Origin of the sequence: Pelagibacterium sp., from assembly GCF_965249125.1 — a bacterium.
In the GTDB taxonomy this organism is placed as follows: domain Bacteria; phylum Pseudomonadota; class Alphaproteobacteria; order Rhizobiales; family Devosiaceae; genus Pelagibacterium.
The window spans coordinates 2,936,986-2,963,639 of the sequence record NZ_OZ252217.1; the positions used below are offsets into that span (position 1 = coordinate 2,936,986).

27 protein-coding genes are annotated in these 26,654 nt (G+C 59.8%); 6 read left to right on the top strand and 21 right to left on the bottom strand.

From position 1 onward, the window contains the following. The first annotated feature begins 81 nt into the window (after positions 1-81). Positions 82-1,023, top strand: coding sequence for a 2-hydroxyacid dehydrogenase (locus ACP148_RS14255; protein WP_421953097.1), 942 nt, complete (start codon positions 82-84; stop codon positions 1,021-1,023). On the opposite strand, the gene ACP148_RS14260 is transcribed toward ACP148_RS14255, so the two are convergent. Then, entirely contained in the window at positions 1,017-2,360 is a 1,344-nt protein-coding gene (locus ACP148_RS14260) for a leucyl aminopeptidase family protein (RefSeq protein ID WP_421953098.1), read from the bottom strand. The genes ACP148_RS14255 and ACP148_RS14260 overlap by 7 nt on opposite strands. A 151-nt stretch (positions 2,361-2,511) precedes the next feature. Between ACP148_RS14260 and ACP148_RS14265 the strand changes: the two genes are divergently transcribed. After that, the gene (locus ACP148_RS14265) at positions 2,512-3,270 is read left to right on the top strand and encodes a tetratricopeptide repeat protein (protein WP_421953099.1); all 759 of its coding nucleotides are present in this window, start codon (positions 2,512-2,514) and stop codon (positions 3,268-3,270) included. 19 nt (positions 3,271-3,289) lie between these two features. On the opposite strand, the gene ACP148_RS14270 is transcribed toward ACP148_RS14265, so the two are convergent. The 9 genes from ACP148_RS14270 to ACP148_RS14310 form a co-directional block, all read right to left on the bottom strand. Beyond that, positions 3,290-4,276, bottom strand: coding sequence for a type II secretion system F family protein (locus tag ACP148_RS14270; RefSeq protein WP_421953100.1), 987 nt, complete (start codon positions 4,274-4,276; stop codon positions 3,290-3,292). 13 nt (positions 4,277-4,289) lie between these two features. Continuing rightward, positions 4,290-5,267, bottom strand: a complete 978-nt coding sequence (locus ACP148_RS14275; RefSeq protein ID WP_425033550.1) for a type II secretion system F family protein — start codon at positions 5,265-5,267, stop codon at positions 4,290-4,292. A gap of 2 nt (positions 5,268-5,269) precedes the next feature. Further along, complete coding sequence (locus ACP148_RS14280) at positions 5,270-6,742, bottom strand: CpaF family protein (RefSeq protein WP_421953103.1); 1,473 nt, start codon at positions 6,740-6,742, stop codon at positions 5,270-5,272. A gap of 21 nt (positions 6,743-6,763) precedes the next feature. After that, positions 6,764-8,041 (bottom strand): AAA family ATPase, encoded by a 1,278-nt coding sequence (locus ACP148_RS14285; RefSeq protein WP_421953104.1) that lies wholly within the window; start codon positions 8,039-8,041, stop codon positions 6,764-6,766. 64 nt (positions 8,042-8,105) lie between these two features. Continuing rightward, a complete protein-coding gene (locus ACP148_RS14290) occupies positions 8,106-9,422 on the bottom strand; it encodes a type II and III secretion system protein family protein (RefSeq protein WP_421953105.1) in 1,317 nt (438 codons plus the stop codon). 45 nt (positions 9,423-9,467) lie between these two features. After that, the gene (gene cpaB / locus ACP148_RS14295) at positions 9,468-10,373 is read right to left on the bottom strand and encodes a Flp pilus assembly protein CpaB (protein WP_421953106.1); all 906 of its coding nucleotides are present in this window, start codon (positions 10,371-10,373) and stop codon (positions 9,468-9,470) included. 262 nt (positions 10,374-10,635) lie between these two features. Further along, entirely contained in the window at positions 10,636-11,112 is a 477-nt protein-coding gene (locus ACP148_RS14300) for an A24 family peptidase (protein WP_421953107.1), read from the bottom strand. A 90-nt stretch (positions 11,113-11,202) separates the two neighbouring features. Then, positions 11,203-11,535 (bottom strand): Flp family type IVb pilin, encoded by a 333-nt coding sequence (locus tag ACP148_RS14305; RefSeq protein ID WP_421953108.1) that lies wholly within the window; start codon positions 11,533-11,535, stop codon positions 11,203-11,205. Further along, a complete protein-coding gene (locus ACP148_RS14310) occupies positions 11,495-11,692 on the bottom strand; it encodes a Flp family type IVb pilin (protein ID WP_421953109.1) in 198 nt (65 codons plus the stop codon). The genes ACP148_RS14305 and ACP148_RS14310 overlap by 41 nt, the downstream gene beginning before the upstream one ends. Before the next feature lie 408 nt (positions 11,693-12,100). Between ACP148_RS14310 and ACP148_RS14315 the strand changes: the two genes are divergently transcribed. The 4 genes from ACP148_RS14315 (at position 12,101) to ACP148_RS14330 (ending at position 14,758) form a co-directional block, all read left to right on the top strand. After that, positions 12,101-12,565 carry a pilus assembly protein N-terminal domain-containing protein gene (locus ACP148_RS14315; protein WP_421953110.1) on the top strand — a complete coding sequence of 155 codons (465 nt, stop codon included), beginning with the start codon at positions 12,101-12,103 and terminating at the stop codon, positions 12,563-12,565. 132 nt (positions 12,566-12,697) lie between these two features. After that, positions 12,698-13,252, top strand: coding sequence for a TadE/TadG family type IV pilus assembly protein (locus tag ACP148_RS14320; protein ID WP_421953111.1), 555 nt, complete (start codon positions 12,698-12,700; stop codon positions 13,250-13,252). Continuing rightward, on the top strand, positions 13,252-14,028 hold the full coding sequence (locus ACP148_RS14325) for a TadE/TadG family type IV pilus assembly protein (protein ID WP_421953112.1): 777 nt from the start codon (positions 13,252-13,254) through the stop codon (positions 14,026-14,028). The genes ACP148_RS14320 and ACP148_RS14325 overlap by 1 nt, the downstream gene beginning before the upstream one ends. Positions 14,029-14,140: 112 nt before the next feature. Then, complete coding sequence (locus ACP148_RS14330; protein ID WP_421953113.1) at positions 14,141-14,758, top strand: HAD family hydrolase; 618 nt, start codon at positions 14,141-14,143, stop codon at positions 14,756-14,758. Here ACP148_RS14330 and upp read toward each other — a convergent pair. The 11 genes from upp to ACP148_RS14385 all read right to left on the bottom strand — a co-directional run bounded on the left by upp (position 14,755) and on the right by ACP148_RS14385 (position 26,653). Continuing rightward, positions 14,755-15,384 (bottom strand): uracil phosphoribosyltransferase, encoded by a 630-nt coding sequence (upp, locus tag ACP148_RS14335; protein ID WP_421953114.1) that lies wholly within the window; start codon positions 15,382-15,384, stop codon positions 14,755-14,757. The genes ACP148_RS14330 and upp overlap by 4 nt on opposite strands. 22 nt (positions 15,385-15,406) lie before the next feature. Continuing rightward, on the bottom strand, positions 15,407-16,624 hold the full coding sequence (locus ACP148_RS14340) for a phosphopentomutase (protein ID WP_421953115.1): 1,218 nt from the start codon (positions 16,622-16,624) through the stop codon (positions 15,407-15,409). Beyond that, on the bottom strand, positions 16,624-17,937 hold the full coding sequence (gene deoA / locus ACP148_RS14345; protein WP_421953153.1) for a thymidine phosphorylase: 1,314 nt from the start codon (positions 17,935-17,937) through the stop codon (positions 16,624-16,626). The genes ACP148_RS14340 and deoA overlap by 1 nt, the downstream gene beginning before the upstream one ends. A 112-nt stretch (positions 17,938-18,049) precedes the next feature. Then, complete coding sequence (locus tag ACP148_RS14350) at positions 18,050-18,340, bottom strand: DUF6958 family protein (protein WP_421953116.1); 291 nt, start codon at positions 18,338-18,340, stop codon at positions 18,050-18,052. A gap of 3 nt (positions 18,341-18,343) precedes the next feature. Further along, entirely contained in the window at positions 18,344-20,713 is a 2,370-nt protein-coding gene (locus ACP148_RS14355; protein ID WP_421953117.1) for an aldehyde dehydrogenase family protein, read from the bottom strand. A gap of 9 nt (positions 20,714-20,722) precedes the next feature. Beyond that, positions 20,723-21,712 (bottom strand): deoxyribose-phosphate aldolase, encoded by a 990-nt coding sequence (gene deoC / locus ACP148_RS14360; protein ID WP_421953118.1) that lies wholly within the window; start codon positions 21,710-21,712, stop codon positions 20,723-20,725. Continuing rightward, the gene (locus tag ACP148_RS14365) at positions 21,709-22,503 is read right to left on the bottom strand and encodes a purine-nucleoside phosphorylase (protein ID WP_421953119.1); all 795 of its coding nucleotides are present in this window, start codon (positions 22,501-22,503) and stop codon (positions 21,709-21,711) included. Before ACP148_RS14365 ends, deoC begins: the two co-directional genes overlap by 4 nt. A gap of 60 nt (positions 22,504-22,563) precedes the next feature. Continuing rightward, complete coding sequence (locus ACP148_RS14370; RefSeq protein ID WP_421953120.1) at positions 22,564-22,977, bottom strand: cytidine deaminase; 414 nt, start codon at positions 22,975-22,977, stop codon at positions 22,564-22,566. After that, entirely contained in the window at positions 22,977-23,939 is a 963-nt protein-coding gene (locus ACP148_RS14375) for an ABC transporter permease (RefSeq protein ID WP_421953121.1), read from the bottom strand. Before ACP148_RS14375 ends, ACP148_RS14370 begins: the two co-directional genes overlap by 1 nt. A gap of 3 nt (positions 23,940-23,942) precedes the next feature. Then, a complete protein-coding gene (locus tag ACP148_RS14380; RefSeq protein WP_421953122.1) occupies positions 23,943-25,052 on the bottom strand; it encodes an ABC transporter permease in 1,110 nt (369 codons plus the stop codon). An 8-nt stretch (positions 25,053-25,060) separates the two neighbouring features. Further along, positions 25,061-26,653, bottom strand: coding sequence for an ABC transporter ATP-binding protein (locus ACP148_RS14385; protein ID WP_421953123.1), 1,593 nt, complete (start codon positions 26,651-26,653; stop codon positions 25,061-25,063). Position 26,654 lies beyond the last annotated feature (1 nt).

Genomic DNA, 26,654 nt, shown 5'->3' on the forward strand with positions numbered 1-26,654 from the left:
CTCTCTGGTCAGCCACAGCATATAAAAGCGGCCGCGCCATCTGGTGCGGCCATTTTCTTGAAAGACAAGCGGGAGGATTCAATGGCCCTGATGTTGCATTTGACCGGCATCGATGAGGCGGGATGGGCGAAGGGGTTCAGCGAGGCGATGCCCGGCTGTCGTGTGGTGACGCGGAGCGACGAATTCGACCCCGCAGAAATCGAATACATCTTTGTCTGGAAGCCCGCACCCGACGCGTTCGAGGGGCTGGACAATCTCAAAGCGATTCTGTCGCTTGGCGCCGGCGTCGATGCCCTGCTCGAGCATCCGGCGCTCCCCCAGGTTCCCGTTATCCGGTTTGTCGATGACGAACTCACCCATTGCATGAGCGACTATGTGATCTCTCAGGTCACCATGCACCAGCGGCTTTTCACCCGCTATGCGGCCCATCAGAAGGTCAGGGCCTGGAGCCAGCTCTACCCGCCGGCGAGCCACGAAATCACGGTTGGAATCATGGGCCTGGGCGTGCTCGGAACCGACGCAGCCCGCAAGCTCAAGACGATAGGCTTTGCCGTCAATGGCTGGAGCCGATCAGCCAAATCGGTCGACGGCGTTGAGGTCTTTGCCGGCGACACCCGGTTCAATGACTTTCTGGCCGCCACTGACGTGCTCGTGTGCCTTTTGCCGCTCACTGACGAAACGCGCGGCATCCTGAACATGCAAACTTTCAGGGCGCTGCGCAGGGGCCGTCTGGTGGGTGGCCCAGTGCTGATCAACGCGGCCCGCGGTGGGCACCAGAAGGAGGCCGATATCGTTGCCGCACTCAAGGACGGCACGCTCGGTGCCGCCAGTCTTGACGTTTTCGAAGTCGAACCTCTCCCCCGGACAAGTCCGCTTTGGGAGATCGAAGCTTGTTTCATCACGCCCCATATCGCGGCGATATCCAATGAGCAGAGCGGCGTGCGCTATTTCTCGCAGATCATTGCCGACCATGAGGCCGGCAAGCCATTGCGCAATGTTGTCGACCGCAACCGGGGTTACTGACCGTATCGATCCTTGAGCGCACCGTAGAGCGCCCGAACGCCCTGGTCTGTGCCCCCAAAAGGACGACCCGGCCGGGCCTCGGGCGCCCAGGCGAAGATATCGAGATGCATCCATTCAGTCTCCGGTCTGACGAACCGATTGAGAAACAGGGCAGCGGTGATCGATCCGGCCAAACCACCGGTTGATATGTGACTGACGTCGGCGATCTTTGAGGCGAGCAGCTTGTCATAGCCGTTCCACAACGGCATCTCCCAAAGGGGATCATCAATTGCCATGCCGTGCTCGATGAGGGTCTTGGCAAAGGCCCCATCTCGCGCATACACAGGCGGCAGGTCCGGGCCAAGCGCCACACGTGCCGCACCAGTCAGGGTGGCCATATCGATGATAAGGTCGGGTTGCTCTTCGTCGGCCAGTGCCAGCGCATCGGCAAGGATCAACCGGCCCTCCGCGTCGGTGTTGCCGATCTCGACGGTCAACCCCTTGCGCGAGGGCAGCACGTCTCCGGGCCGGAACGCGTTGCCCGCGATCGAGTTTTCCACAACGGGGACAAGAACCCGCAAGCGAACCTTGAGGCCAGCCGTCATGATGGCATTGGCAAGACCAAGCACGTTGGCCGCTCCGCCCATGTCCTTTTTCATCAATGCCATGGAACTGCCGGGCTTGATGTTGAGCCCTCCCGTGTCGAAGGTGACGCCTTTGCCCACGAGAGTCAGCTTGGGATTTGCGGCATCACCCCAGGAAAAATCAACCAGTCGCGGCGCCTGATCACTGGCGCGGCCGACTGCATGGATCATCGGGAAATTCTGCGCCAGAAGATCGTCGTCGCGAATGACCTTGACCTCAACGCCGTGTGTCTCGGCAAATTCGGCGATCCAGGCCTCGAAGGCATCCGGCCCGAGATCGTTGGCCGGAATGTTAACGAGGTCACGGGCGATGAAGGCCGAGGTCACGAGGTTTTCAATCTCAGCGGCGTCGGCGCCCTCGGGCAGTTCCAGCACCGGCTGGTCCTTGGCCTCTGCATAGCGGTCAAACCGGTATGCTCCCAACCGGAAACCCAGGGAGGCCAGGGTGGGGTCGCCGTAATCGCCCTCAAGACGATATGTGCCTGCCGCTAGGGCAGATGCTGCCAGGCCCAGGACCAACGCCGAGCGATTGACCTCTGAACCGAGACCAAAAAGGTATGCGCCTATCTCGCCTTCTTTATCTGGCAGAGCGAGAAGTTTTCCCGACTGACCGACAAATCCATTGCTCCTTGCCCAGGCCCGGTGCGTCTCGCTGATATTGGCCGTTTTAACCCCATTCTCGGTAACACAGATGATGGGCAAGGTTTCGGACATGTAAGACTCCTCTACTCGATGAGTGCCGTTTGTAGCCGTTGCCTCCCGGAACCGCAATCAATGCGAAGCCAGGTTTAACCCCGCGTTAGGGTTAATGAATTACTTCTTGAACGGATATGGCACGCGCGAGCGTACAGCGCTGGGGGTTGGAATGGGCAGAGTTGGTTTGATGTTGCTGGCCAGTGTCGCCGCCATCGCCCTGGCCGGATGTGCCACCAATCGCACAGGCGCGTTGAACGCCGATTACGCCAACCTTTCCGGGCCGCAGATTCAGGCTAGCGTTGCTGACCTGTCCCAACGATACGCCCAAGATCCGCGCAACAAGGAGCTCGGCATCCACTACGCCGCCGCACTGCGGGCCGCGGGCCAGACCGAACCCGCCGTCACGGTGCTCGAAAATCTCATATCTGTTCATCACGGGGATCCCGAAGTGGGCTTGGCCTATGCCAAGGCGTTGTCCGCCGCGGGAAGGTTCGAGCAAGCGCTTCGGGTTGTCGACAATACCATGAACCCGGTGACGCCGGACTGGGACGCACTATCGGTTCGTGGCGCCATTCTCGATCAGATGGGACGACCTGCGGACGCTAGGCGGGCCTATGCGCAGGCGCTGCTGCTGGCACCCAACGAAGCGCGGCTCTATGCCAATCTGGGGCTTTCTTATGCCATGACGGGCGAACTGATCCAAGCCGAAGCGCATTTGCGACAGGCAACCGCCCTGCCCGGTGCCAATTCCAAGGTGCGGCAGAACCTTGCACTGGTCCTCGGTTTACAGGGGCAGTTCGAAGCCGCCCGCTCTCTCTACGCTGCAGAATTACCGCCAGAACAGGTCCAGGCCAACATGGATTATATTCGCGCGCTGCTGACGCAACAGGACCGGTGGCAAACCATCCGCAACGATACCCCCGCCTGAGCGGGCTGATGCTGTCCGCTCAGAGCGTGGTGACCGTGATGATGGCGGGCGCCATGATGATGATGAAGAGGACCGGCAGAAAGAAGACGATCAGGGGGACGGTCATCTTGGGCGGCAGCGCCGCCGCCTTTTTCTCAGCTTCCATCATTCGCGCATCGCGTCCTTCTTCGGCCATGACGCGCAGGGCCTGACCAACGGACGTCCCGTAGCGCTCGGCCTGGATGAGCGCTGTCATCACCGAGCGCACACCATCGAGCCCGGTGCGCCGGGCAAGATTGTCGTAGGCGCGCGTCCGGTCTTCGAGAAATGACAATTCTGCCGTTGTCAGGGTCATTTCCTCGGCGAGTTCAACGCTCTGCAGCCCGATCTCCTTGGCGACGCGCTTGATGGCGTGCTCGATAGACATCCCCGACTCCACACAGAGCAAGATGAGATCGAGCGCATCGGGCCAGGCTTTTCTGATCGATTTCTGACGCTTTTGCACCTTGTTGCGCAGCAACAGGACCGGCATGTAAGCCCCCACCAGCCCCACGCCCACAGCGTAGAGCAGATTGAGAAAGAGCGGGCGGCCACCGGGGGTAATGAAAATGAGATAGAAGGCGCCGAGCGCGAAAAGAAGGAATGGCGTAACAAAGCGCAAGAACAGGTGTTTGGTCAGTTCTCCCTGGCCGCGCAGACCCGCCTGAGCGAGCCGGTCCATGGTGTTCTCATCGACGAACGCCTTCTGGAGCGAGAACCGCTCGACTGTGGATTTCATATAGGAGCGGGCGTCGGTGCCCCTAATGTTGCCTCGCGCATTTTCCTTGCCATCTGCCTGATTGCGCAGACGAGCCATTTCACGGGCTCTCATCTGCTCGCGCTCAATGGCCACCTTCTTCATGCGATCCTTCCGCTCGACGCGTTCGAATATCTGCGAGCCGAACGTAAAGACGATCGCCGCGGCCGAAATGGCGGCGAAAACCGCGATAAGAAAGTCAGGGTTTACGATCTGGTCGGTGAGGCTCACGCGCAAATCTTCCCTAGTAGTCGAACTGAATCATGCGGTTCATCACGAACGCACCCGCCATCATCATGCCGGCGGCAATGCCCAGGCACACCATGCCGGCGCTTGTGGACACAAGCGGTGAGAGATAGCTGGGGCTCACGACCGAAACCGCGCCCACGACGAAAACGGGCAGTGCACCGATGATCATCGCCGAGGCCTTGGCTTCCGAACTCATGGCCTTGACCTTGGCTTTCATCTTCTTGCGGTTGCGCAGAACGGTTGCGAGGTTGGACAGCGCTTCGGAAAGATTGCCGCCTGACTGCTGCTGGACGGTGATCACAACGATAAAGAAATTGACTTCAGGCAGGGGCACGCGATCAAAAAGCACCGGAACGGCTTCGGCCATGCTCTTGCCCACCGATTGCTGATCAAGAACCCGCATGAATTCCGATCGCACCGGCTGTTTGACCTCGCGAGCAACGAGCCGAATTGAATCGTTGAGCGGCATGCCGGCCCTGACGCCGCGCACAATAGCCTCGACCGCATTGGGCAATTCATCGAGGTAAGCGCTCTGGTATCGCTTTCGCCGCCAGCCCAGATAGACGTTCGGCAATACGTAGGCACCCGCCGCCGCAATAACCCCAGAAAAAAGCAAGGGCACCTGCACGATAACCAGGATCGCAAACAGGGCAACGCCCAGAATGATCGAATTGCGTACCCACACCCTAAATGTCGTCTTGATCCCGGCCTGAAATATCCTGTGTTTCAGGGTCTTTTTGGCGCGGCGGGCGCTCAGCTGGTCCGATTGCTGTTTGAGAGCATCCTGCACCGTGCGGCGGCGTGTCTCTCTGGTCTTGTCGGCGGAAACGGTCTGCCGGCGTACCTGGACGTCGGCCTGCAGCGCCTTCATGCGTTTGTCGGCCCGGCTTGAACCGGCCAGCGCGGGGACGAAGGCAATGCCCAGCGCCCCGACGCAGACCAGAACGAGAATGGCGAGAATGAGTGGGCTCATGGTCAGCGCATTAACTCGTGTTGTTCGACATTGGCCCGCTCAAGCGCTTCGACAAGAGCTATTTCCTCATTGAAGTAGCGGGCCTTCTCGGTGAACTGGGGCTTGGTGATGCCGGTCGAACGGTGACGACCGAGAAGAGCGCCGTTGGCGTCTTCACCCATGATGTCATAGAGGAACACGTCCTGGGTGACGATGACGTCGCCTTCCATGCCGAGCACCTCGGAGATGTGGGTAATGCGGCGCGAGCCATCACGCAGACGTGCGGCCTGAACGATCACATCGATCGAAGATACGATCATTTCCCGGATGGTGCGGCTGGGCAGCGCGAACCCGCCCATGGTGATCATGGATTCAAGTCGGGAAAGGGCTTCACGCGGAGAGTTGGCGTGCAGCGTGCCCATCGAGCCGTCATGGCCGGTGTTCATCGCCTGGAGCAGGTCGAAAGCCTCCGGCCCGCGGACTTCGCCGACGATGATCCGCTCCGGACGCATACGCAGGCAGTTCCTGACGAGTTCGCGCATGGTAACCTCCCCCTCACCCTCGAGATTGGGCGGGCGGGTTTCAAGGCGCACAACATGGGGCTGCTGGAGCTGCAGTTCGGCCGAATCCTCACAGGTGATGACGCGTTCGTCCTTGTCGATGAAGGCTGTGAGACAGTTGAGCAGGGTGGTCTTACCCGAGCCGGTACCGCCGGAAATCAGGACATTGGCGCGCACACGACCAAGCACGCGCAACACTTCGGCACCTTCCGGAGAAATCGAACCGAACTTGACCAACTGCGGCAGGGTCAACTTGTCCTTTTTGAACTTGCGGATGGTGAGTGTTGGCCCATCGATCGAGAGCGGCGGAGCGATGACGTTGACACGAGAACCATCGGGCAAGCGCGCATCGCATATGGGCGAGGATTCATCCACGCGACGACCGACCTGGCTCACAATGCGCTGGCAGACATTCATAAGGTGCGCATCATCGCGGAAGCGCACATTTGTCAGCTTCACCCGGCCACTGACTTCGATGTAGCAGCGCTGGGAGCCGTTTATCATGATATCGGCGATGTCGTCGCGGGCCAGCAGCGGCTCAAGAGGGCCATAGCCGAGAACGTCGTTGCAGATGTCGTCGAGCAAGTCTTCCTGCTCGGAAATCGACATGACGAAGTTCTTAAGCGCAATGATTTCGGCAACAATGTCGCGAATTTCCTCGCGTGCCGAATCCTGATCCATGGCCGCAAGTTGCGACAGGTCGATTGAATCGATCAGGGCGGAAAAGATCGAGGACTTGGTCTGAAAGTAGTTCTTGTCGCGGCCACTGGGTTCGGAGCCGTCGACACCTTCCTCGACCGTGGCTCGTTGGGCTTCGGGCTTGGCAATCGCTGACAGGTCACGGGCGCGTTCAACCTCCAGTGCCTCTGATGGAGGCGCCGGGCGACTGGGAGCCGGCTGGGTATTGCCACCAAAACTCGCACGCTTGCCGAACATCGTGGGAAGCCTTCCTTTTGGTTACGCGCGCTTGCGCTTGCGAAACAGGTCGGGGATACGGATACCGGCGGGACGGCTGCCCGCTTCTGCGCTGGACCGCCCCGTCAGCTCCAATCCAAGCGAGCGAAAAATGTCATTGACCTTGTGGGTCGCGGAAACCTCCGCAATCATCTGGCCGTTGTTGGCAGCAGTGCCGAACAGGGCCGGCTCAAATCCAATCTGGGCCGCAAGACGACACTCGATAGATGAGGCGAACTCGGTGGCAGGAATTTCGGGTCGCTTGGAGATGCCGGTCTTGTTGACCACGATGATCGGGTCGGTTTCGCTCGGTCGCATTGCCTTGACGGCGTCGGCGATGGCCTTGGCGTTGCGCAGATTGGCAAGATCGGGCTCTGCCACGATCACCACCTCGTCAACTGCCGCCAGCGTGTGGCGCACCCAACTGGTCCACAGATGCGGTATATCGAGGATAACGACGGGAACGGTCTTCTGGCTAAGTTCGATGACCTGTTCAAAACTGCGTTCGGACAGATCATAGGCCCGATCGAGCGTAGCCGGCGCAGCGAGAAGAGAAATATGATTTGCCGCCTTGCTCATCAGGCGATCAAGCATAACCGCGTCCATCTTGTCGCTGGCATAAACTGCATCGGCAACGCCTTGAGGCGGATCCTGGTTGAAATCGAGCCCGGCCGTTCCGAACGGCAGATCGAGATCAACGACCAGAACATCCTGGCGGATCGAGCGGGCGATGGCCCAAGCGACATTGTGCGCAACTGTGGAGGCTCCAGCGCCGCCCTTGGCGGAAATAAAGCCCATGGACCGACCGATAGGCGCAGCGCCTTCCGACGCAAAAAGATCGGTAATGGCGTTGATGATCGTCGCGCTCGAAGACGGCATGACCAGATATTCGGAAACGCCCGCTCGGATGAGGCTGCGATAGAGCATTACATCGTTGACGTGCCCGATGACGATGACGCGCGTCGAGGCGTCACACACCTCCGCCAATTTCCCCAGAGCGTTTTCGATCTGGTCTGCCGGGAGCGTTGTTTCCACGACAATAAGGTTGGGCGTGGGATTGGTGCGATAGGTTTCTACGGCCCCCTCCAGCCCGCCATTGTGCGTGGTGAGCGCCACCTTTGACATTCGCCGGTCGTGGGTCGTGTCTTCGATGATCTGCGCGGTCTGCGAATGCTCACAAAACGCCTGGATCGTGATGCGCGGGATCAGCCGGGCCCCACTCACTGTTTCGGCAGGCGCCTCGGATGCATTTTCACGATCATCGTTGTCGATAAAGTTCATCGTTTCTACCCCAAGCGGGACGTCTCAAGAAAGGCGCGCCGGCAGCAATGCCGGAGCGAAAGGATCAATCGAGCATGAAGCCCACCGAGCCGCGGAACTGCCCGCCCTCGGCACCGCCGACCCCGTACATGGACTCCATGCGACCCAGGAACATCGCCTCGGCATTCGAAGCGGGCTGGTAGAGATCGGTCGGAAGTGGCGGCGCGGTATTGGCGGGCTGCGCAATCATCGGCGTTACAAGGATCACCAGTTCGGTTTGCTCTGAAACGTATTCATAGGACCGGAACAGGGCGCCAAGGATGGGAATATTACCCAGACCGGGAAGTTGGGAAATCTGCCGACGGGTTCGTTCGTCGATCAGGCCCGCGATTGCCAACGTCTGATAGGCACGCAACTCCACCGTCGTGCTGGCCTGGCGAGTGTTGAGTGTATTGTTGAGCTGGGGTTCGGAGACCTCGGTATCGATCACCAGTCCTATCAGCCCGTTGGAGCGGACCGTGGGGGTGAAATCGAGCTGGATTCCGTAAGGCTTATAATCGTATGTCTGTTGGCCGTCATTGACCACGAGAACAGGCAGTTCGCCGCCGACATGAAAGCTCGCCTCCTCTCCGGACATGGCCGTCAGCACCGGTTCGGCGAGCAAACGGACGGCATTGCGCGATTCCATTGCCCGCAGTGCGGCCTCGATAGCAAAGCTACCCTGGCTGAAATCGCCCGAATAACCGTTGGTCAAATCGCTCTGGGCAGAGTTGAGCCCGACATTGAGCGCACCCATGGTCAGGGTACCCGAAAGGTTGATGCCCAATTCCTGAGCTGCATCGCGCTTGATTTCGGCAACCGTGACCTTGAGCGAAACCTGCTGGCCACCCGCCACGTTGATGACCGAGGTGACGTTGGCTTCTCCGCCCACATATTGCGCAGCTATGGCCACCGCCTTTTCCATATCATCGCCGGACTGAACATCACCCGAGAGGATGACCGAGTTGGCAAAAGACTGCACCTGCACGCGGGAGCCGGGGAGCAGGCGGTTAATCGTCGCGGCAAGGCCCGATGAATCCTGGGCAACCGAGATTTCGATCACCGCGATCCCGGCGCCCGAAGAATCGAGAAACAGGATGTTGGTTTCGCCCGGCGCGATGCCCTGAATTACGGCCCGTGTACGCGTCCGCATCAGCGCATTGGCCACGTTGGGCTGGGAAACGATAACCTCTCCAGCTTCAACGGGAAGATCGACGATAATCGATTTGTTGACCCCGATTTCCACGTACTGGGTGCGTCCCAGCTCGCTGTGGGCGATACGCAAATGCGGCGATGTAGCGGCGATGGCTGGCGTGGCGCTCAATAGGGCCGCCAACAGCAGCCCCTTCAACAGGGCGTGCATCAGATCAAATCGAGCGACGAAAGGCTGTTTCGGAGCGGAGAGCATCTATCTGACCTCGATGACGGGCGACAACGTCTGAGCCGGCACCATTGGAGCGGCTGGATTATCCAAAGCCGAAACCGACGTTCCGGACGGGGGAGAACTACGCGGTGCACTGGATGTGACAGATTGGGTCTGGCCGTAGCGGACGAGCCTTACAGTCTGGCTACCGCCGTCGTCGTCCGCTGCGGCTTGCCCGAAATCGACAACCGAGCGCAAAACCAGTGCAAGTCGCCCGATGGACCCGGACTGCAGGATGGTTTCGGACTGAGCCGGCGTCACTTCGAGCGTGGCGATCTCGGCCCTTTCAAAGACCTGGGATGAAGGGTTGTCGGGATCGGTCTGTCCGCCGGTCGTTCCGGCCTCGCCAAGCCGCGTTCCAATTGCCAAAACGCGTATGTTGGAAAGGATGGTTTCCGAATAGTCCCCACCAGAGCGTGTCAGAACGATATCGACGCGATCGTTGGGAACAATATAACCGCCGGAGGCCGAGTCCGGACTGACAGAGACGGAGACCGCCCGCATGCCCTGTCCTATGACCGCCGAAAGATAGCCCTGGGTCGAGTTGACCAGCTTTGCTTCGCGGATCGGTTCACCGGGGAAAAATTCAAATCGGGCCACCGAGCCTGCGACCTGCTGGGGGGCGTCGGGCACCGTACCGGCCGTGATAAATTCGGATCGCAAGGCGCCCTCGGGCCAATCCTGCCAGCCGACATCGGCTTCGGTCAGGCGCTGCCCAAGTCCAATCGCGCGCGTCGCAACGAGCACCTGGGCGCGGGCTTCGCGTTGAATTTCGACCGCAGCGGACTGAGCCTCCTCGGGGCGGGGGCTATTGCCGCGCGTCGCCAGGAATGCAGCGAGCCCACCCGCAACGATAGCAACCACGATGAGCAGAATACGCGCCGGTTTCATCTGACCCTATACTCCCACTGGCCCGTGCCCGGTATGACACCTGCACTGTTTTCGGGAGACAGGACGTCTCGACGCTTCCGGCCCCCAACTATCCGCAGACGCGCGCCATATTGGGATGCGCCTACGGCAAGATCGGGCAACTATTGCCGGTAAAGGGTCAAAACTTGGTTAATCGATGCTTTTTTGCAAAGGTTAACCAATGGTCTAGATAAGAGTCTTCGCCCAGCCTCAAAGAAGACGGTCCTGCTGCATCGAGCAGACGTCAGAGCGTGGTCAATTGATCCATGAGTGTTTGCTGAACCGCCTGGTTGGTAACCAGACGCTCATAGACAACGGTCTGGGTGTAGACCAGCATGGCACCGATCGCCAGGGCTATGCCATAAGGCACCCCCGTCTTGGGATGGTGCAGACGCTGTATCCAGCCTACTCCCAGCAGGGGGCCAGGGAGGGCATGTCGCCGTCCAAAGAGCAGCAAGAAGGTCAGAGCCCCGCCCAAAACGGACGCATAAAGAAGGAAAGGCAGCAGGAGTTCAAACCCCATCCATATAGCGATACCCGCCGCCAGCTTTGCATCCCCCCCCCCGATCCAGCCCATTGCAAAAAGGGCAAAGGTGATGGCCAGGACCAGCGCGCCAGCGGCCAGGTGCATGCCAATGAGCGCGGGGCTCATGCCTATGACCAGAGCGACGACAACAAAGCTCGCAATGACGGCGGCCACGAGCATGTTGGAAATGCGCATGGTGAGCAAATCCGAGCAGGCGGCAAAGGCCATAAGAAGGGGGAAAATAAGGGAAAGTAATGTATTCATAAGGGAGCGGCCCGCTATGTATTACGACGGCAAAACCGATCCAATGCTGTTCGAGATATATTCGAACATTTCAGTCATTTCGCCCTGGAAGAGAAGCAAGGCGCCAATGACGGCGATCGAGATCAATGAAGCGATCAGGGCGTATTCAATTGAGGTCGCCCCTTTTTGATCAACAGTGAATGTACGGATCATAAGTCGGCGCCCTCCGCGACCCGAGGCTGCATCGTTGCGCAAGCGTAGTGCGCACCATCTTAACAAACACAAAAGAAGAAGGGCCCTAGGCGGGCCCTTCGTTTTTTTGGCGAAGCGACGATCAGCCTTCGACAGCCGGTTCTTCGCAGACCTCACCAGCATTAAGACCCTGACAGATTTCTTCAAACGTCGTCTGAAGTTGACCACCCAGCATGGTCAGGGCGGCGATGACCACGACAGCGACGAGCGCCGCGATCAGGCCGTATTCGATGGCAGTGGCGCCGGAATCATCGGCGATGAATTTCTTAAAAAGGTTCATGACTAAGCTCCTTGTTCGTGCGTCCTCAAGTGACTGCATCGTTCGACGCGTCACACATCGAACATGGCGCAAAGCTAGTCCCGGCCAGTTGAAATTGAGTTAATCGGAAGCTTCAAAACCTGGCGTTGAGCACCAATACTCAATATGACTAGCAAATGGTTTCACTGAATTATAAACCGCTAACTATTCTCGGCGCGATCAACTCAATATATATCCAACCTGCGCCTCATGGCCTGTTTGCCAAATAGTAACCATTGCGAGCCATGATCGGGTAACCATGTTAGGGCAGTTTCGCTTTTCCCTGAATCGCTGGAACTCCCCTATGTCGTTGTTTTGTCGCGTTTCCGAAACGGACAAGTGGTCGCCACTCGTTTCGGGAACGCTCCAGTCGAGGCGGGAAAGCTTATCATGCCGGGTCAGTTGCGCAGTGCCTTGGTTGCCGCGGTGTTTTTCGTAAGTGGATACGGCCTGGTTCCCGCTATCGCTCAGGACCAGGACGCAATCACCGTCACCGTCAACACCAATATGGCGCGGGTGCTTCGCATCAACGCCCCCGCAGCGACCGTGATAATCGGCAATCCGGCGATCGCCGACGTCACGATACAGGATCCCCAGACCCTGATCCTGACCGGCAAGAGCTTTGGCCGAACCAACATGATCATCCTCGATTCCAATGGCGATCCCATAGCCGATACCATTGTGGAAGTGGCACAGCTCACCTCCGACACCGTCACCGTGTTTCTGGGCGCCCAGCGAACCTCAATGGCCTGCGCGCCCAATTGCCAGCCCGTCATCATGCTGGGAGACGATACCAGCTACACCTCGGATGTGGTCTCTTCCAGCTCCATTATCGACGGCGCAGCCAGACGATAAGTCGAAATTTTCCCAGCCCTTTAAGGCTCGGTTTACTGTGGCCGCAAATGCGCGGCTACGCGGTCCAAACCCTAACTTTTGGTTAGGGGAGCTTTGCGTAGTGTGCCTTGCGATTTCAGACGGAGCGCGGGCATGGGGACTACCGCAAAAGAGGTATCGGGCAGAACGTGGCTGCCGCGCAGGTTGGCGCGCCGCTTTGCGCAGTCCGACAGGGGTGTGACAGCCATTGAATTTGCGATTGTCGGCCCGGCGTTTCTTGCCCTTATCGGAGCAACCATCGAAACCGCCCTCGCCTTTTTTGCAGGCTATGCCCTCGACACAGCCGTGATCGACTCCTCGCGGCTCATCCGCACGGGGCAATCGGCCTATATTTCCTCTGAAGCCAATTATAGAGAGGCTCTTTGCGACCAACTCTACGGCATATTCGATTGCGAACAGGTGCGGACGTCCGTGCGATCCATCGATGACTTTGCCAGCTTTTCGATGACCGTCCCTCTCGATGCCGATACGGGGGAATGGGCGATGAGCAATTCATACACCAGTGCGGCACCATTGAAGACCATGATGATCGAGGCCTATTACAAATGGCCAACTTTCTTCAACATTCCCGGCCTCAATGCCGGACAGACAGCGGATGGAAAACGCCTTCTGGCCGCAACGCACGTCTTCCGAACGGAGCCATTCTGATGATGAGCGGACCGCGAAACGGCAACCCGGGAACATTGGCGCAACTGTTCCGCAACCAGAAGGGAATAGCCGCAGTTGAATTCGCGCTGATCGTCCCCGTCCTGATGCTGAGCTATCTTGGTGCCACAGACGTAACCCAGGGTCTGGCCATCGATCGCAAACTTGGGCAGGTCGCTTCAACGGTATCGGATCTGGTGGCCCAGGAAGATTCCGTAACCAGCGATCAGGTGCACGCCTTCTTTCAGTCCGGCATCGCAATCATGCGCCCGTTTGACTTCGAAAGCACCAAACTCAGGCTTACCATTATTGAAGTGGACGGCAGTTCGACGGAAGTGACCGGCGCAACCGCCCGCAACTGGGAAATCGAGGTGAGCAATGGGCAGACCTACGACCTCCCCAGCGATATGATGGCACTCTCGGATGGGCGCTACGTTGTCGTGGCCGAAGCGAGCTACGATTATACCCCCATTTTCGGAACCGTCTTTAATAGCACCGTCTCTCTTGGGCAGCGCTCCCTCCATATAACACGCAAGGACGTGGAAAATTTCGGTTTTGCGCCAGACGGTTCTCCCGTGAGTGGGGCCGAACCTAGCGAAGACGAAGAGGCGGTCGTCGACGAAACCGGCAGTGAGGGCGTCGAATCAGGAGAAGGCGGCTATTCGGAGGGCGGATCGGACCAAGCTTCGGACGACGGCAGCGATGCCTCGGATGACGAATCGGATTCATCCGATGGCCGAAGGGGTGGTGGCCGCGGCGGCGGTCGGGGCGGCCGCTAACGCCACCTACCGATAATTCCGGGACGACCACATACTGAAAAATGGCCGGCGCCGTTGCAAATTGCAGACCGTCCTGACATGAAACCTGCTCTCGCTCTGTCTGGAATCTGCGATGTCTGAACCCCTCATTCCTGTCTTCGATCTTGGCGGCGTTTTTGTCGACTGGAATCCGATGTATCTGTTTCGCAAGCTCTTCGCGACCGAAGAGGAGGCGCAGTGGTTTGGCGATACGATCTGCACCAAAGACTGGAACCTCGAGTTCGACGCCGGGGACATCTACGCCGAGGGCGTGGCACGATTGATCACGCGCTACCCGCGGTATTGGCGCGAAATCCAAGCCTATGACACCCGCTGGAAGGAAACCATCGGAGGCATCTTCCAAGGGACTGTCGACATCCACAACGAATTGATTGAAGCCGAGATTCCGACTTTTGCGATCACCAATTTCTCTTGGGAAAAATGGGTTTCGGTGCTCGATGAGTGGAGCTTTCTTGAAAAGTTCGATGGCGTCGTTGTCTCGGGGCTCGAGAAAATGGTCAAACCCGATCCGCGCATCTTCCGATTGTTCTGCGACCGCTACGGATTGGCTCCGGAGTCCTGCGTGTTTATTGACGACAATGGAGCTAATGTCGTTTCGGCTCGCGCGGTTGGCATGGAAGCCATACACTTTTCAACGCCCGAGGCGTTGCGAGCCGAGCTCTTTGGCCTCGGACTGCCGCTTAAAAGCTAGCGCGTGCCGTACATCCGGTCGCCCGCATCGCCTAGACCGGGCACTATGTAGCCGTGCTCATTGAGCTTTTCATCAACGCTCGCTGTGAAGATCGGGACGTCGGGATGGGCTGTCGTAAACCGCTCCACACCCTCCGGCGCTGCGAGGAGGCACAGAAAGCGGATGTTATTGGCCCCGCGATCCTTGAGTTTCTGAACGGCTGAAATTGCAGAATTGGCGGTCGCCAGCATGGGATCGACGACGATAACCAGTCGGTCAGCGGCGTCCGATGGCGCCTTGAAATAATATTCGACTGCTTCAAGCGTTTCGGGATCCCGGTAGAGCCCGATATGGGCTACGCGCGCGGAGGGAACGAGATCGAGCATGCCGGTAAGCAGCCCCTCGCCGGCGCGCAGGATTGACGCGAATACGAGCTTTTTGCCCTTGAGTGTGGGGGCGCGCGTCGGGCCAACCGGGGTCTCGATGTCTATATACTCGACTTCGAGATCACGTGTGACCTCGTAGCACAAAAGATGCGCGATCTCCCGCAGGAGCCGACGGAAGCTGGCGGTTGAGGTGTCCTTGCAGCGCATGATGGTGAGCTTGTGCTGGACAAGGGGGTGATCGACGATGGTCAGGTTCTGCATGTGGCCGCTCTATTGCTTTTTGTTACAGCGCGCTGGTGCCGTGCTTTCCTGGCGCGATGCCCAGCCAATGGGCAATTGTTTCACCAATATCGGACAGAACGGGGCGCAAGCCAATGCTGCCCTTGTCCAAAGCGCGGCTAAATAACAGGATTGGCACCTGTTCGCGCGTATGGTCGGTCCCAGGCCAGGTGGGGTCGTTTCCGTGGTCGGCGGTGATGACGAGAAGATCATCGTCACGTAGTTTGGCGATGAGTTCAGGGAGGCGGCGATCGAACTGTTCGAGCGCGTCGGCATAGCCGGCAGGATCACGACGGTGGCCGAACTCTGTATCAAAATCAACAAAGTTTGTGAAAATAAGCGCCCCATCGCTCGCCATGTCCATGGCTTCCAGCGTGCGGTCGAACAGCACCATATTGCCCGACGCCTTGATTTTATGGGTAATGCCGCGCGTTGCGTAGATATCGGAGACCTTGCCGATGGCATAGACCTGCCGATTGGCGGCCTTGAGCCGATCGAGCACCGTTTCCTCGGGGGGATCGATCGCGAAGTCACGCCGGTTTCCGGTTCGTTTAAAGCTCTTGGCGTCTTCGCCGACGAAGGGCCGGGCAATGACGCGGCCGATCTTAAGGGGGGCGGTGAATTTAAAGACGGTTTCGCAAAGCGCGTAGAGTTTTTCGAGGCCGAAATGGTCTTCGTGGGCGGCGATCTGGAAAACCGAATCCACAGAGGTGTAGAAGATCGGCTTTCCGGTGCGAATTGACTCTTCACCGAAGTCCTCGATGACTTGTGTGCCCGAGGCGTGGGTGTTGGCGAGGGAGCCTTCGAGACCTGCGGCCCTGTGGATGTTCTCCAGCAATTCCAATGGGAAAGCAGGGTTTTCATTGGGGAAGTAGCCCCAAGCGAAGGGGACCGGGACGCCGGCGATCTCCCAGTGGCCCGAGGGGGTGTCCTTGCCGATCGACACTTCGCGGCCAACGCCCCAGCGCCCGCCGAGGTGGGTGTTGCTCAGGCCGGGCGGGACGGCGCCGGTGGAAAGCTCGGCTGCCGTGCCGAGGCCCAAGCCATCGAGATTTGGCAGATATAGCATTCCCTTACGGGTGCCTTCGATGTCGCCGCGCCCGTCTGCGCAAGCCTGGGCAATGTGGCCGAGCGTATCAGCACCCGCATCGCCGAAATCGGCGGCGTCGGGGGCGCCGCCGATGCCGAAACTATCGAGCAGACATAAAATGGCACGGGGCATCACTGGCCTCCCTTGGGCGGAATTTCACTATAGATAACAGGATGTTCTGGTGCATCCTCATCGATTGCGTAAGCCGCGAGAAGGCGCTTTTCGGCCTCTGCGGCAGTGGCCTCGTCGCGGGCATGGATGCGGGCGATGGGGGTTTGCGGGTCGACTTTCGTGCCGATGCCGGCGAGGCGATCAAAGCCCACATGGTAGTCGAGCTTTTGATTTGGGTCGGTGCGTCCTCCCCCCAGAATGACGACCGCCATGCCCACTCCACGTACATCGATCCGGGCTACACGCCCAATGGACACCGGATGCACTTCCCTTACCACGCCCACCGGACCGGGCACATATTTTTCCAAATCGTGCCAGGACCCTAGCGCATTTGCCATGGCGAAAAACTTCTCGGCGGCCGCACCACTATCAAGGGCAATCTTTGCGCGGATGAACCCATCGTCATAGTCGAGCGCCATGCCGCCGAGGACAAGTCCGTGGGCGCAAAGGGCGAGCGTTACCTCCTCTAGGCGCGGGTCGCGATGGGCGCCTGTGAGGAAATCGATGGCGTTTTTCACCTCGAGCCAATTGCCTGCCGCCGAGGCCAGGGGCTGGTTCATGTCAGTGATGAGAGCGCCCGTTTTCAATCCCGCGCCGTTGGCGACCGACACGAGGCTTTCGGCCAGACCCATGGAATCCTCGAGGGGTTTCATGAAAGCACCCGAACCGGTCTTAACGTCGAGGATGAGAGCATCGAGCCCGGCGGCGAGCTTCTTGGACAGGATGGAGGCCGTGATGAGCGAAATGTTTTCGACGGTGGCTGTGACGTCACGGATGGAATAGAGCCGCCGGTCGGCGGGGGCGAGATCGTCGGTCTGACCAATAATGGCGCACCCTACGTCCTTGACCACCCGGCGCAGGGTGTCGATGTCGGGATTGGTCATGTAGCCGGGGATGGAATCGAACTTGTCGAGCGTCCCGCCTGTATGTCCCAGCCCACGCCCGGAAATCATCGGCACGTAAGCGCCGCAGGCGGAAAGGATCGGCGCGAGCATCAGTGATACGTTATCGCCCACGCCGCCCGTTGAGTGCTTATCGATTGCGGGGCCATCGAGATCGGACCAGTCGAGCACGCGGCCTGAATCGCGCATGGCGAGGGTCAACGCCACGCGCTCATCAAGCGTCATGTCCTGGAAATAAACGGCCATTGCAAAGGCGGCTGCCTGAGCGTCGTTGACGGCGCCAGAGGTGAGCCCGGCGACGAAACCAGCGATATCGGCTTGGTCCAGTTCCAGACCATCGCGTTTTCTAGCAATGACTTCCTGGGGCAGCAGGGTCACACAGAAGGCCCCCTCACCCGGCGCTCCGCGCCACCTTCTTCCCCGCGGGGAGGATGGGGCCGCACTCGCTCAACCACAATATTACCTTGTCCGCACAAATCGATATCTAGACCTTGTGGAGCCGGACTGGCGCCTTGGGCGCGCGCTTCAGGATGCCCTTGGCTTCGAGATCGAGTTGGACGCATTTGAACCACCAGCCAGCCTTTTCTCCGCCGGGAAACAGATCCTGGGGCAGGTCGGGCTTGATGGCGGCGATCATATCGGCCGGGGTGGCGCCCGGTTCGGTTGTGGGGATGTGCTTCATCACCACTTCGCAGACCGCCATGTATTTGGCCCTATCGACGCGGGTGGTACGCCCGGGCGAGGTAAAGTTTTCGACTTCGATCTTCTCGTTCATGGTTCAGGCTCCGTAGGGCACCCAGACGTTTTTGATCTGGGTGGCTTTGGTGAGAAGATAATCACCCTCCAGTGCAGCATCGGCCCAGTCGAAAGCCAGTCCGCGTGTGGTCCAGCTCTGCTTGACGTTGCTGGCGGAGCGCTTTTCGATTTCGGTGGAATCTGCCAGCGAGCCCGCGAACCAGATCCCGTCGACCCCATCATGCTCGGCCAGCACGCACGCCAATGCCGGTGCATCGCCGGTGACGATATTGACTACGCCCGAGGGCACGTCCGAGGTCTCCAGCACCTGATAGAAATCGGTGACGGCCAGCGGATAGGCCGAAGAGGGGATCAGGACCGTGGTGTTGCCCATGGCGATGGCCGGGGCGAGCAGGGAAACAGCACCGAGCAGTGCGCTTTCGAGCGGTGCGGCGATGCCGAGCACGCCAACCGGTTCGACCATGGCCACCGCCATCATGCGGGCGGGCGGATTGTGAACGGCACCATCGAACTTGTCGGCCCAGCCGGCAAAGGCAAAGAGCCGCTCGACCGAAAGATCGACTTCGCGGCGCGCCGCATTGGTCGAAGCGCCGGTCATCGACCGGATGCGGTCGGCAAATTCGGTTTTACGATAGTCGAGATTTTCCCCGAGATAATAGAGTATCTGGGCGCGGTTGTGGGCCGTGGCATTGCTCCAGCCCAAGGCGGCGCGCGCCGCTTCAACGGCGTTGCGAATGTCCTTGCGGTTGCCCTCTCCCACTTCGCCCAAATGCTTGCCATCGGCCGACAGGACGGGCCTTGCATAGCCTGAATCGGGGCGCACCTGCTTGCCGCCGATATAGAGCTTTGCCGTGCGGTCGATGCCGGTCGTTTCGCTTCGGTCCGCCGGGGTGGGCAGTTTCACGTCAGGGGCGGGTTTGAGTTTTTTCTCCCAGGCAGACTTGAGGTAGGCGGCCATGCCTTCCCTGCCCCCTTCACGACCGAAGCCGGATTCGCGATAACCGCCAAAGCCAACCGCCGCGTCGAACTGGTTGGTGGAATTGATCCACACGACGCCGGCCTTGATCTGAGGGGCGATATCAAGGGCGAGATTGACGTTCTCGGTCCAGACCGAAGCGGCGAGACCGTATTTTGTGTTGTTGGCCAGCGCCACCGCCTCTTCGGGGGTGCGGAAGCTCATGGCGACGAGAACGGGACCGAAGATTTCTTCGGACGCCAGCGTGTGGGCCGGAGAAATCCCTGTGACCAGCGTGGGACGAACGTAGCACCCGCCCTCCGGCATTTCGCTGTCGGGCGAATAGAACTCGCCGCCCTCGAGCTTGCCGGCCTTTAAAAGATCGAGAACCCGCTCGACCTGAACCGGGGCAACGAGCGCGCCGATATCGATGGACTTATCCAGCGGATCGCCGACGCGCAGGGTTTTCATGCGCTGCTTGATCTTGGCGATGAAGGCGGTTTCGATCGATTCCTGGACCAGAAGGCGCGAGCCCGCGCAGCACACCTGCCCCTGATTGAACCAGATGGCATCGACCAGCCCTTCGACGGCGCTGTCGAGATCGGCATCCTCGAACACCACGAACGGCGATTTGCCGCCCAATTCGAGCGAAAGACCCTTGCCCGAACCGGCAGTGGCGCGGCGGATGATCTTGCCCACTTCGGTCGAGCCGGTGAAGGCGATCTTGTCGATATCGGGGTGGGTGACGATGGCCTCGCCGGTCTCACCGGCGCCGGTGACGATATTGACGACGCCCTTGGGCAGGCCAATGCGGGCGCAGATTTCGGCGAACAGCAATGCGGTCAGCGACGTGAATTCGGCGGGTTTGAGGACAATTGTGTTGCCCGCCGCCAGAGCCGGCGCGATCTTCCAGGCCAGCATCAGCAGCGGGAAATTCCACGGAATGATCTGGCCGCAAACGCCATAGGGCACATGGTCGGGGAAGGATTTGGAAAGATGCTGGGCCCACCCGGCGTGATGATAGAAATGGCGCGCGACGAGCGGAATATCGATGTCGCGGGTTTCCCGGATCGGCTTGCCGTTATCGAGGGTTTCAAGGACGGCGAACAGCCGGCTTTCCTTCTGGATCTGGCGCGCAATCGCGTAAAGATATCTGGCGCGCTCGAAGCCAGTGAGCTGTGACCAGCCGGGGAACGCGGCGCGGGCGGCCTTTACGGCCTTGTCCACATCGGCTTTGCCGGCTTCTGAGATGTCAGCCAGCTTTTCACCGTTTGCCGGATTGGTCGAGGCAAAGGTTTTGCCCGGCTTTGTGAAATCGCCATCGATGAAATGGCCGAACTTTTTTCCGTGCGCGGCCAGCCAATCGAGAGCCGGACCTGCGGCTTCGGGGGCTGGGCCGTATTCGAGGGTGTCAAAGATTTCCGCCACTTTGGTCATTTTGTTTCCTCAGGCCATCGCGAAGCGGTAATCGGCAGCGTAGTGGCCGGTGATGCCGTGTTCGATCTGGCGTTCGATATCGGTCAGCAACGACGAGGCGCCGAAGCGGAACAGGTGGGGTTCGAGCCAGTTGCGGCCCAGTTCCTCGCGCATCAGCGCCATGTAGGTGAGCGCATCCTTGGCCTTTGAAATGCCGCCTGCCGGCTTGTAGCCGACCTCGATGCCCGTTTGCTCATGGAACCAGCGGATCATGCGGACCATGGCCAGAGACGTGGGCAGGGTCGCGTTGGTCTTTTCCTTGCCGGTCGAAGTCTTGATGAAATCGGCGCCGGCTAGCATGCAGACCAGCGAAGCCTTGGCGACATTGGTGAGCGTTGCCAGCTCCCCGGTGCCCAGGATGGTCTTGATATGGGCTTCGCCACAGGCGGCGCGCATGGCGCGAACCTGATCGTAAAGCCCCTGCCAATCGCCACTGAGCACCATGCCGCGCTCGATGACGATGTCGATTTCCTTCGCGCCGTCCTCGACCGATGCCTCGATTTCCGCAAGGCGGATCTTGAGGGGTGTGAGGCCGTGGGGGAACGCAGTAGAGACTGCGGCGACTGGGATATTCGTGCCTTCGAGCGCCTTGACGGCGGTCGCCACGAAATTGTGGTACACGCAGACCGCCGCCGGGGTGACGCCCAGCTTTTTGACTCCCATGGCCTCGATCAAATCAGCGCGGATGGGATTGCGGGCCTTGGCGCACAGCCGTTCGACCCGACCCGGCGTGTCGTCGGAATTGAGCGTGGTCAAATCCATCAGCGACACGGCTTTCAAGAGCCAGGCGAGCTGGTGGTCTTTTTTGACCGAGCGGCGGGCGCCGATGGTCCCGGCGCGGCGTTCGAGCGCCGAGCGGTTCATGCGCACGCGTTCGACCCAATCGAGATCAAGCGGGAAGCCGGGATTGCGCTTGTGGCCGGTTGCCGGGCTCTGGCTGTCGACGATCTTGAGACTCATATCTCCTCCATCAGCGCCGGGATGAGGCGCTTGAGTTTTTCAGCCCCGTATTTCGCGACATCCTTGGTCTGGGCGTGCGAAATGACCTCCTGGGCCAGGCCGGCGCCCATATTGGTGATCGAGGAACAGGCCCAGACCTTAAGGCCCAGGAACCGCGCCAGGATCACTTCGGGGACCGTGGACATCCCGACCGCGTTTGCCCCCAGGGTCTGGGCCATGCGGATTTCGGCCGGCGTTTCGAAGCTGGGACCAGAATACCACATATAGATGCCCTCCTTGAGGGCGATTTCGAGGCGGGACGCGATGGCGTGTGTGGTGGCGCGCAATTCAGGATCGTAGGCATCGACCATATTGACGAAGCGCGCGTCGGTTTCCTCACCGATGAGAGGATTGACGCCAGCGTAATTGATGTGATCGGCAATCAGCATGAGATTGCCGGGCGGGACGTCGTGATCGAGCGAGCCGGCGGAATTGGTGAGCAGAAGGGTTTTGACGCCCAGTTCGGCAAGGGTTTGAAGCGCCGGACGCATGGCGGCGGGGTCGCCATGTTCGTAATAGTGCTGCCGGCCGGTGAGAATAGCGAGGCGCTTGCTGCCCATCTGACCGACGAGCATATCCCTGCCGTGACCCGACACGCCGCCCTGAGGAAAGCCCCCGAGATCGGAGAAGGGGATTGTGACCTTGTCGGTTAGCACCTCGCCGATGTCCGACAGGCCGGAGCCCAGGATCAGCGCGGCATCGATCGGGGTATCGCCCGCCAGATTGCGGATGGTTTTTAGTGCCTTGGCCATTGTTAGTGCCTTATGGTTTTCTCGTTCGCTCCGGTGGACCTCCCCGCCCAATATCCAGAGCTAGCGACCCAGAAACGCCGGGCCGAAAGAGTGCGGCAGGAGTTTACCCAGCGTCGTATGAAGCGGTTCGCCTTCGACCCCGAGGCAGATGATCGGCGTGGTTTCCGACGCAAACTCGCGGATGCGCTGCCGACAGCCACCACATGGGGTAACGGGGGCTGCGCCCGGGCCCGTCACCAGGATCTTTTCGATGCGCTTGCCGCCACCGGCCAGCATGGCGGCAATCGCCGACGGTTCGGCGCAATTGCCCACTGGGTAGGCAGCATTTTCGACGTTGCAGCCTGAATAGATATTGCCGTCATCGGCCAAGATCGCAGCACCGACCTGAAAGTTCGAATAGGGCGCGTAGGCGCGGGCGCGAACGGCTTCGGCGGCGTCGAACAGGGATTTGTCCTCAGGCGAAAGCGCGGCCATCACCGTTCCTTGACATAGGGCTGGCCCGCAGCCTTGGGTGCAATGGCCCGGCCGACGAAACCGGCGAGCAGCAGGATGGTGAGGACATAGGGCAGCGCCTGCATGGCCTGGGTTGGAACGGGGCCGATAAGGGGCAGCGAGACGCCCTGAAGGCGGTACTGCATGGCTTCGAGGAAGCCGAATAGCAGGCAGGCGCCAAGGGCAGGATAAGGCTTCCATTTGGCAAAGATCAGCGCGGCGAGCGCGATATAGCCTCGACCCGAACTCATCTCACGCGAGAAGCTGGCGGCCTGGGCGGTCGAGAGATAAGCGCCCCCCATACCGACCAGAACGGCGGTTATGGCAAGGGCCTTGTAGCGCAAGACTGTCACCGACATGCCGGCGGTATCCAGCGCCTTGGGATTCTCCCCCACGGCGCGCAGGCGCAATCCGAAGCGAGTGCGCCAGAGCACCCAGGCGGTGAACGGCACGGCGAGGAAAGCGAGATAGGTAAGGATGGTGTGGCCGGACAAAAGCCCCGAATAGATGGGGCCGAGGACCGGGACCCCCGCCAGTTCGCGCGCGAAGGGGAGTTCGATGCCGTAAAACCGAGCGCCGCCGGACAGCGCAGGCGTATTGCCACCGCGGCCGAACCAGGCGCTTCCGAGAAACACGGTGAGGCCCGAAGCCAGAAAGTTGAGCGCAACGCCGGAAATGATCTGGTTGCCACGGAAATTGATCGAAGCGAGGCCATGGACGGCCGAAAACATCATCGACACGCCGATGCCGGCAAGAAGGCCCAGCCAGACATTGCCGGTGAGGGATGCGACGACGGCCGCGCCAAAGGCCGAGCCGAGCAGCTTGCCCTCGAGCCCGATATCAACGATCCCGGAGCGCTCGGAATAGAGGCCGGCAAGGCAAGCGAGGATCAGCGGGGTCGAAACGCGGATGGTGGTGATGAGAATGGAGATGACGTCTTCCATCGCCTAAGCTCCCTTCTCTTGCGGCACCGGTTCAGGCTCTCGCTTCTGGCGCGTGGCCATGAAGGCGAATTCGACCGGACGGCGCAGCATGTTGCTCATGGCGCCGGTAAAGAGGATAACGAGGGCCTGGATTGTAACGATCATCTCGCGTGTTATGGCGGGCATGGTAAAGGCCAGCTCCTGCCCGCCCTGATAGAGCACACCGAAGAGCAACGCGGAGAGTCCCACTCCAATGGGGTGCGCCTTGCCCATGAAGGCAACGGCGATGCCCACAAAACCTGTACCCGCGACATAACCCAGGATCAGGCGTCCGTGGGCGCCCGCGGTGTCGTTGACCGCGACCATGCCGACGAGCGCGCCGGAAATGGCCATGGTGACCATGATGAGCCTGGCGTTGGACATGCCCGCATAGCGCGCAGCGGTGCCGTTGTGGCCCATGGTGCGCAAGCCATAGCCGAATTTGGTGTGCCAGATCAGAATGTACACGCCGACCAGCGCGAGAATGGCGAGAATGAAGGAGATGTTGACCGGAGTGTTGCGCAGCAACGGTATCCATTCTGACAGGAAAGGCACACGAGTCACCTCAGCGATGCGCGCGCTCTCGTCGGAATTGATGTTTTCAGGCTTGAGGATCCGCGAGATGATGTAGCTCATCATCGAGGTGGCGATGAAGTTCATCATGATGGTGGTGATAACCACGTGCGAGCCGCGCTTGGCCTGCAGATAGCCAGGAATGAACGCCCATGCGCCGGCAAAAAGCGCCGAGGCGATCATGATAAGCGGCAGGGCGAAGGCCCAGTGCAAACCGCCAACAGCCAGCGCCACCAGAATGGCGCCAAGCCCGCCGACATAGGCCTGCCCCTCGCCGCCGATATTGAACAGCCCGCCGTGAAAGGCGACCGCGACGGCAAGACCGGCGAAAATGAAGTTGGTGGTGTAGTAGAGCGTGAAGCCGAAGCCGTAGCCATAGCCGAAAGCGCCATAGAGCATGATGCGCACGGCTTCGATGGGGTTTTCGCCCACGATCAGAACAACGATGCCGCCGATGATGAAGGCCAGCGTGACGTTGAGCACCGGCAGAAGGATAATATCGACCCAGCGGGGCAAGGGCATGGATGCACTCATTGACTCGACTCGGTGGATTTGGCTTTGTCGCCCGCCTTGACCCCGGCCATGAGCAGGCCGAGTTCGCCCTCGTCGGTGGTGACAGGATCGGCCTCACCGACGATCTGGCCATCGAACAGGACGACGATGCGATCCGAGAGCGAGCGGATTTCATCGAGCTCGACGGAAACGAGCAGGATTGCCTTGCCCGCGTCGCGCATCTTGATGATCTGGTTGTGGATGAACTCGATAGCGCCGATATCGACGCCGCGGGTTGGTTGACCGACGATCAAAACGTCGGGATCGCGCTCCATTTCGCGGGCCAGCACGATCTTTTGCTGGTTGCCGCCCGAGAAATTGGCGGTCTTGAGATCGGCATTGGCGGGACGAATGTCGAATTTTTCGATATGACGTTGCGCCTCGGCCCGAGCAGCCTTGACGTCGAGAACCAGGCCTTTGCCGTAATTCTCGTGGTAGCCGAGGATGGCGTTTTCCCATTCGAAGAAATTGGTGACAAGGCCCATTCGGATACGGTCCTCGGGCACATGGGCCAGACCGTTGCGGCGCAGCATTGCAGCGCTGTCTTCGTTGACGGCGGTCACGTCATGGCCATTGATGGAAATGGCGCCAGATTTTGCAGCGCGCATGCCGGCTATGCATTCGAGCAGTTCGGACTGCCCGTTGCCAGCAACCCCGGCCACGCCGAGAATTTCGCCGGCCCGCACCGCAAGAGAAATACCCTTGAGCCGCTCAGTGCCAGCATCATCGGTGACGACAAGATCGTTAACATCGAGCAGCACATCGCCGGGATTTGCTTCCTCCTTATGGACGCGCAGCAGAACGCGACGGCCCACCATGAGTTCTGCCAATTGCTCGGGGCTGGTTTCCGAGGTCACCAGCGATTCCACCATCTGCCCCTGACGCATGACCGAAACCGTATCGGTGATGGCCATGATCTCGCGCAGCTTGTGGGTGATCAAGATGATGGTCTTGCCCTCGTCGCGCAGCGTCTGGAGGACCTTGAAAAGGTGATCGGCTTCGGCCGGCGTGAGCACCCCGGTCGGCTCGTCAAGAATGAGTATATCGGCGCCGCGATAGAGCGCCTTGAGAATTTCCACCCGCTGTTGCTGGCCGACCGAAAGGTCCTGGACCAGCGAATCAACGGGAACGTTAAGCCCATAGTCGTCGGCCAGGCGCTGCAACTCGCGGCGCGCCTTTTCAACACTGGGGCTCAAGAGCGCTGAATCCTCGGCACCGAGAATGACGTTTTCGATGACGGAAAAATTGTCGACCAACATGAAGTGCTGGTGAACCATGCCGATGCCGAGCGCCAGCGCATCGGAGGAATTGTGAATGATGACCGGGCGACCGTTGACCACGATCTCACCGCTGTCGGCGTGATAAAAGCCGTACAGAATCGACATCAGGGTCGATTTCCCGGCCCCATTCTCGCCCACGATGCCATGCACCGTGCCGCGTGTGACGGCAAGATCGATATCCCTGTTGGCGCGAACTGGGCCGAAGCTCTTGTTGATCTTTTTCAGTTCGATCGCGAGAGAGGTGTCAGCGGCCGGAGCCGGCCGCTGAACGCTTTCGGTTTGCGTGTCCATT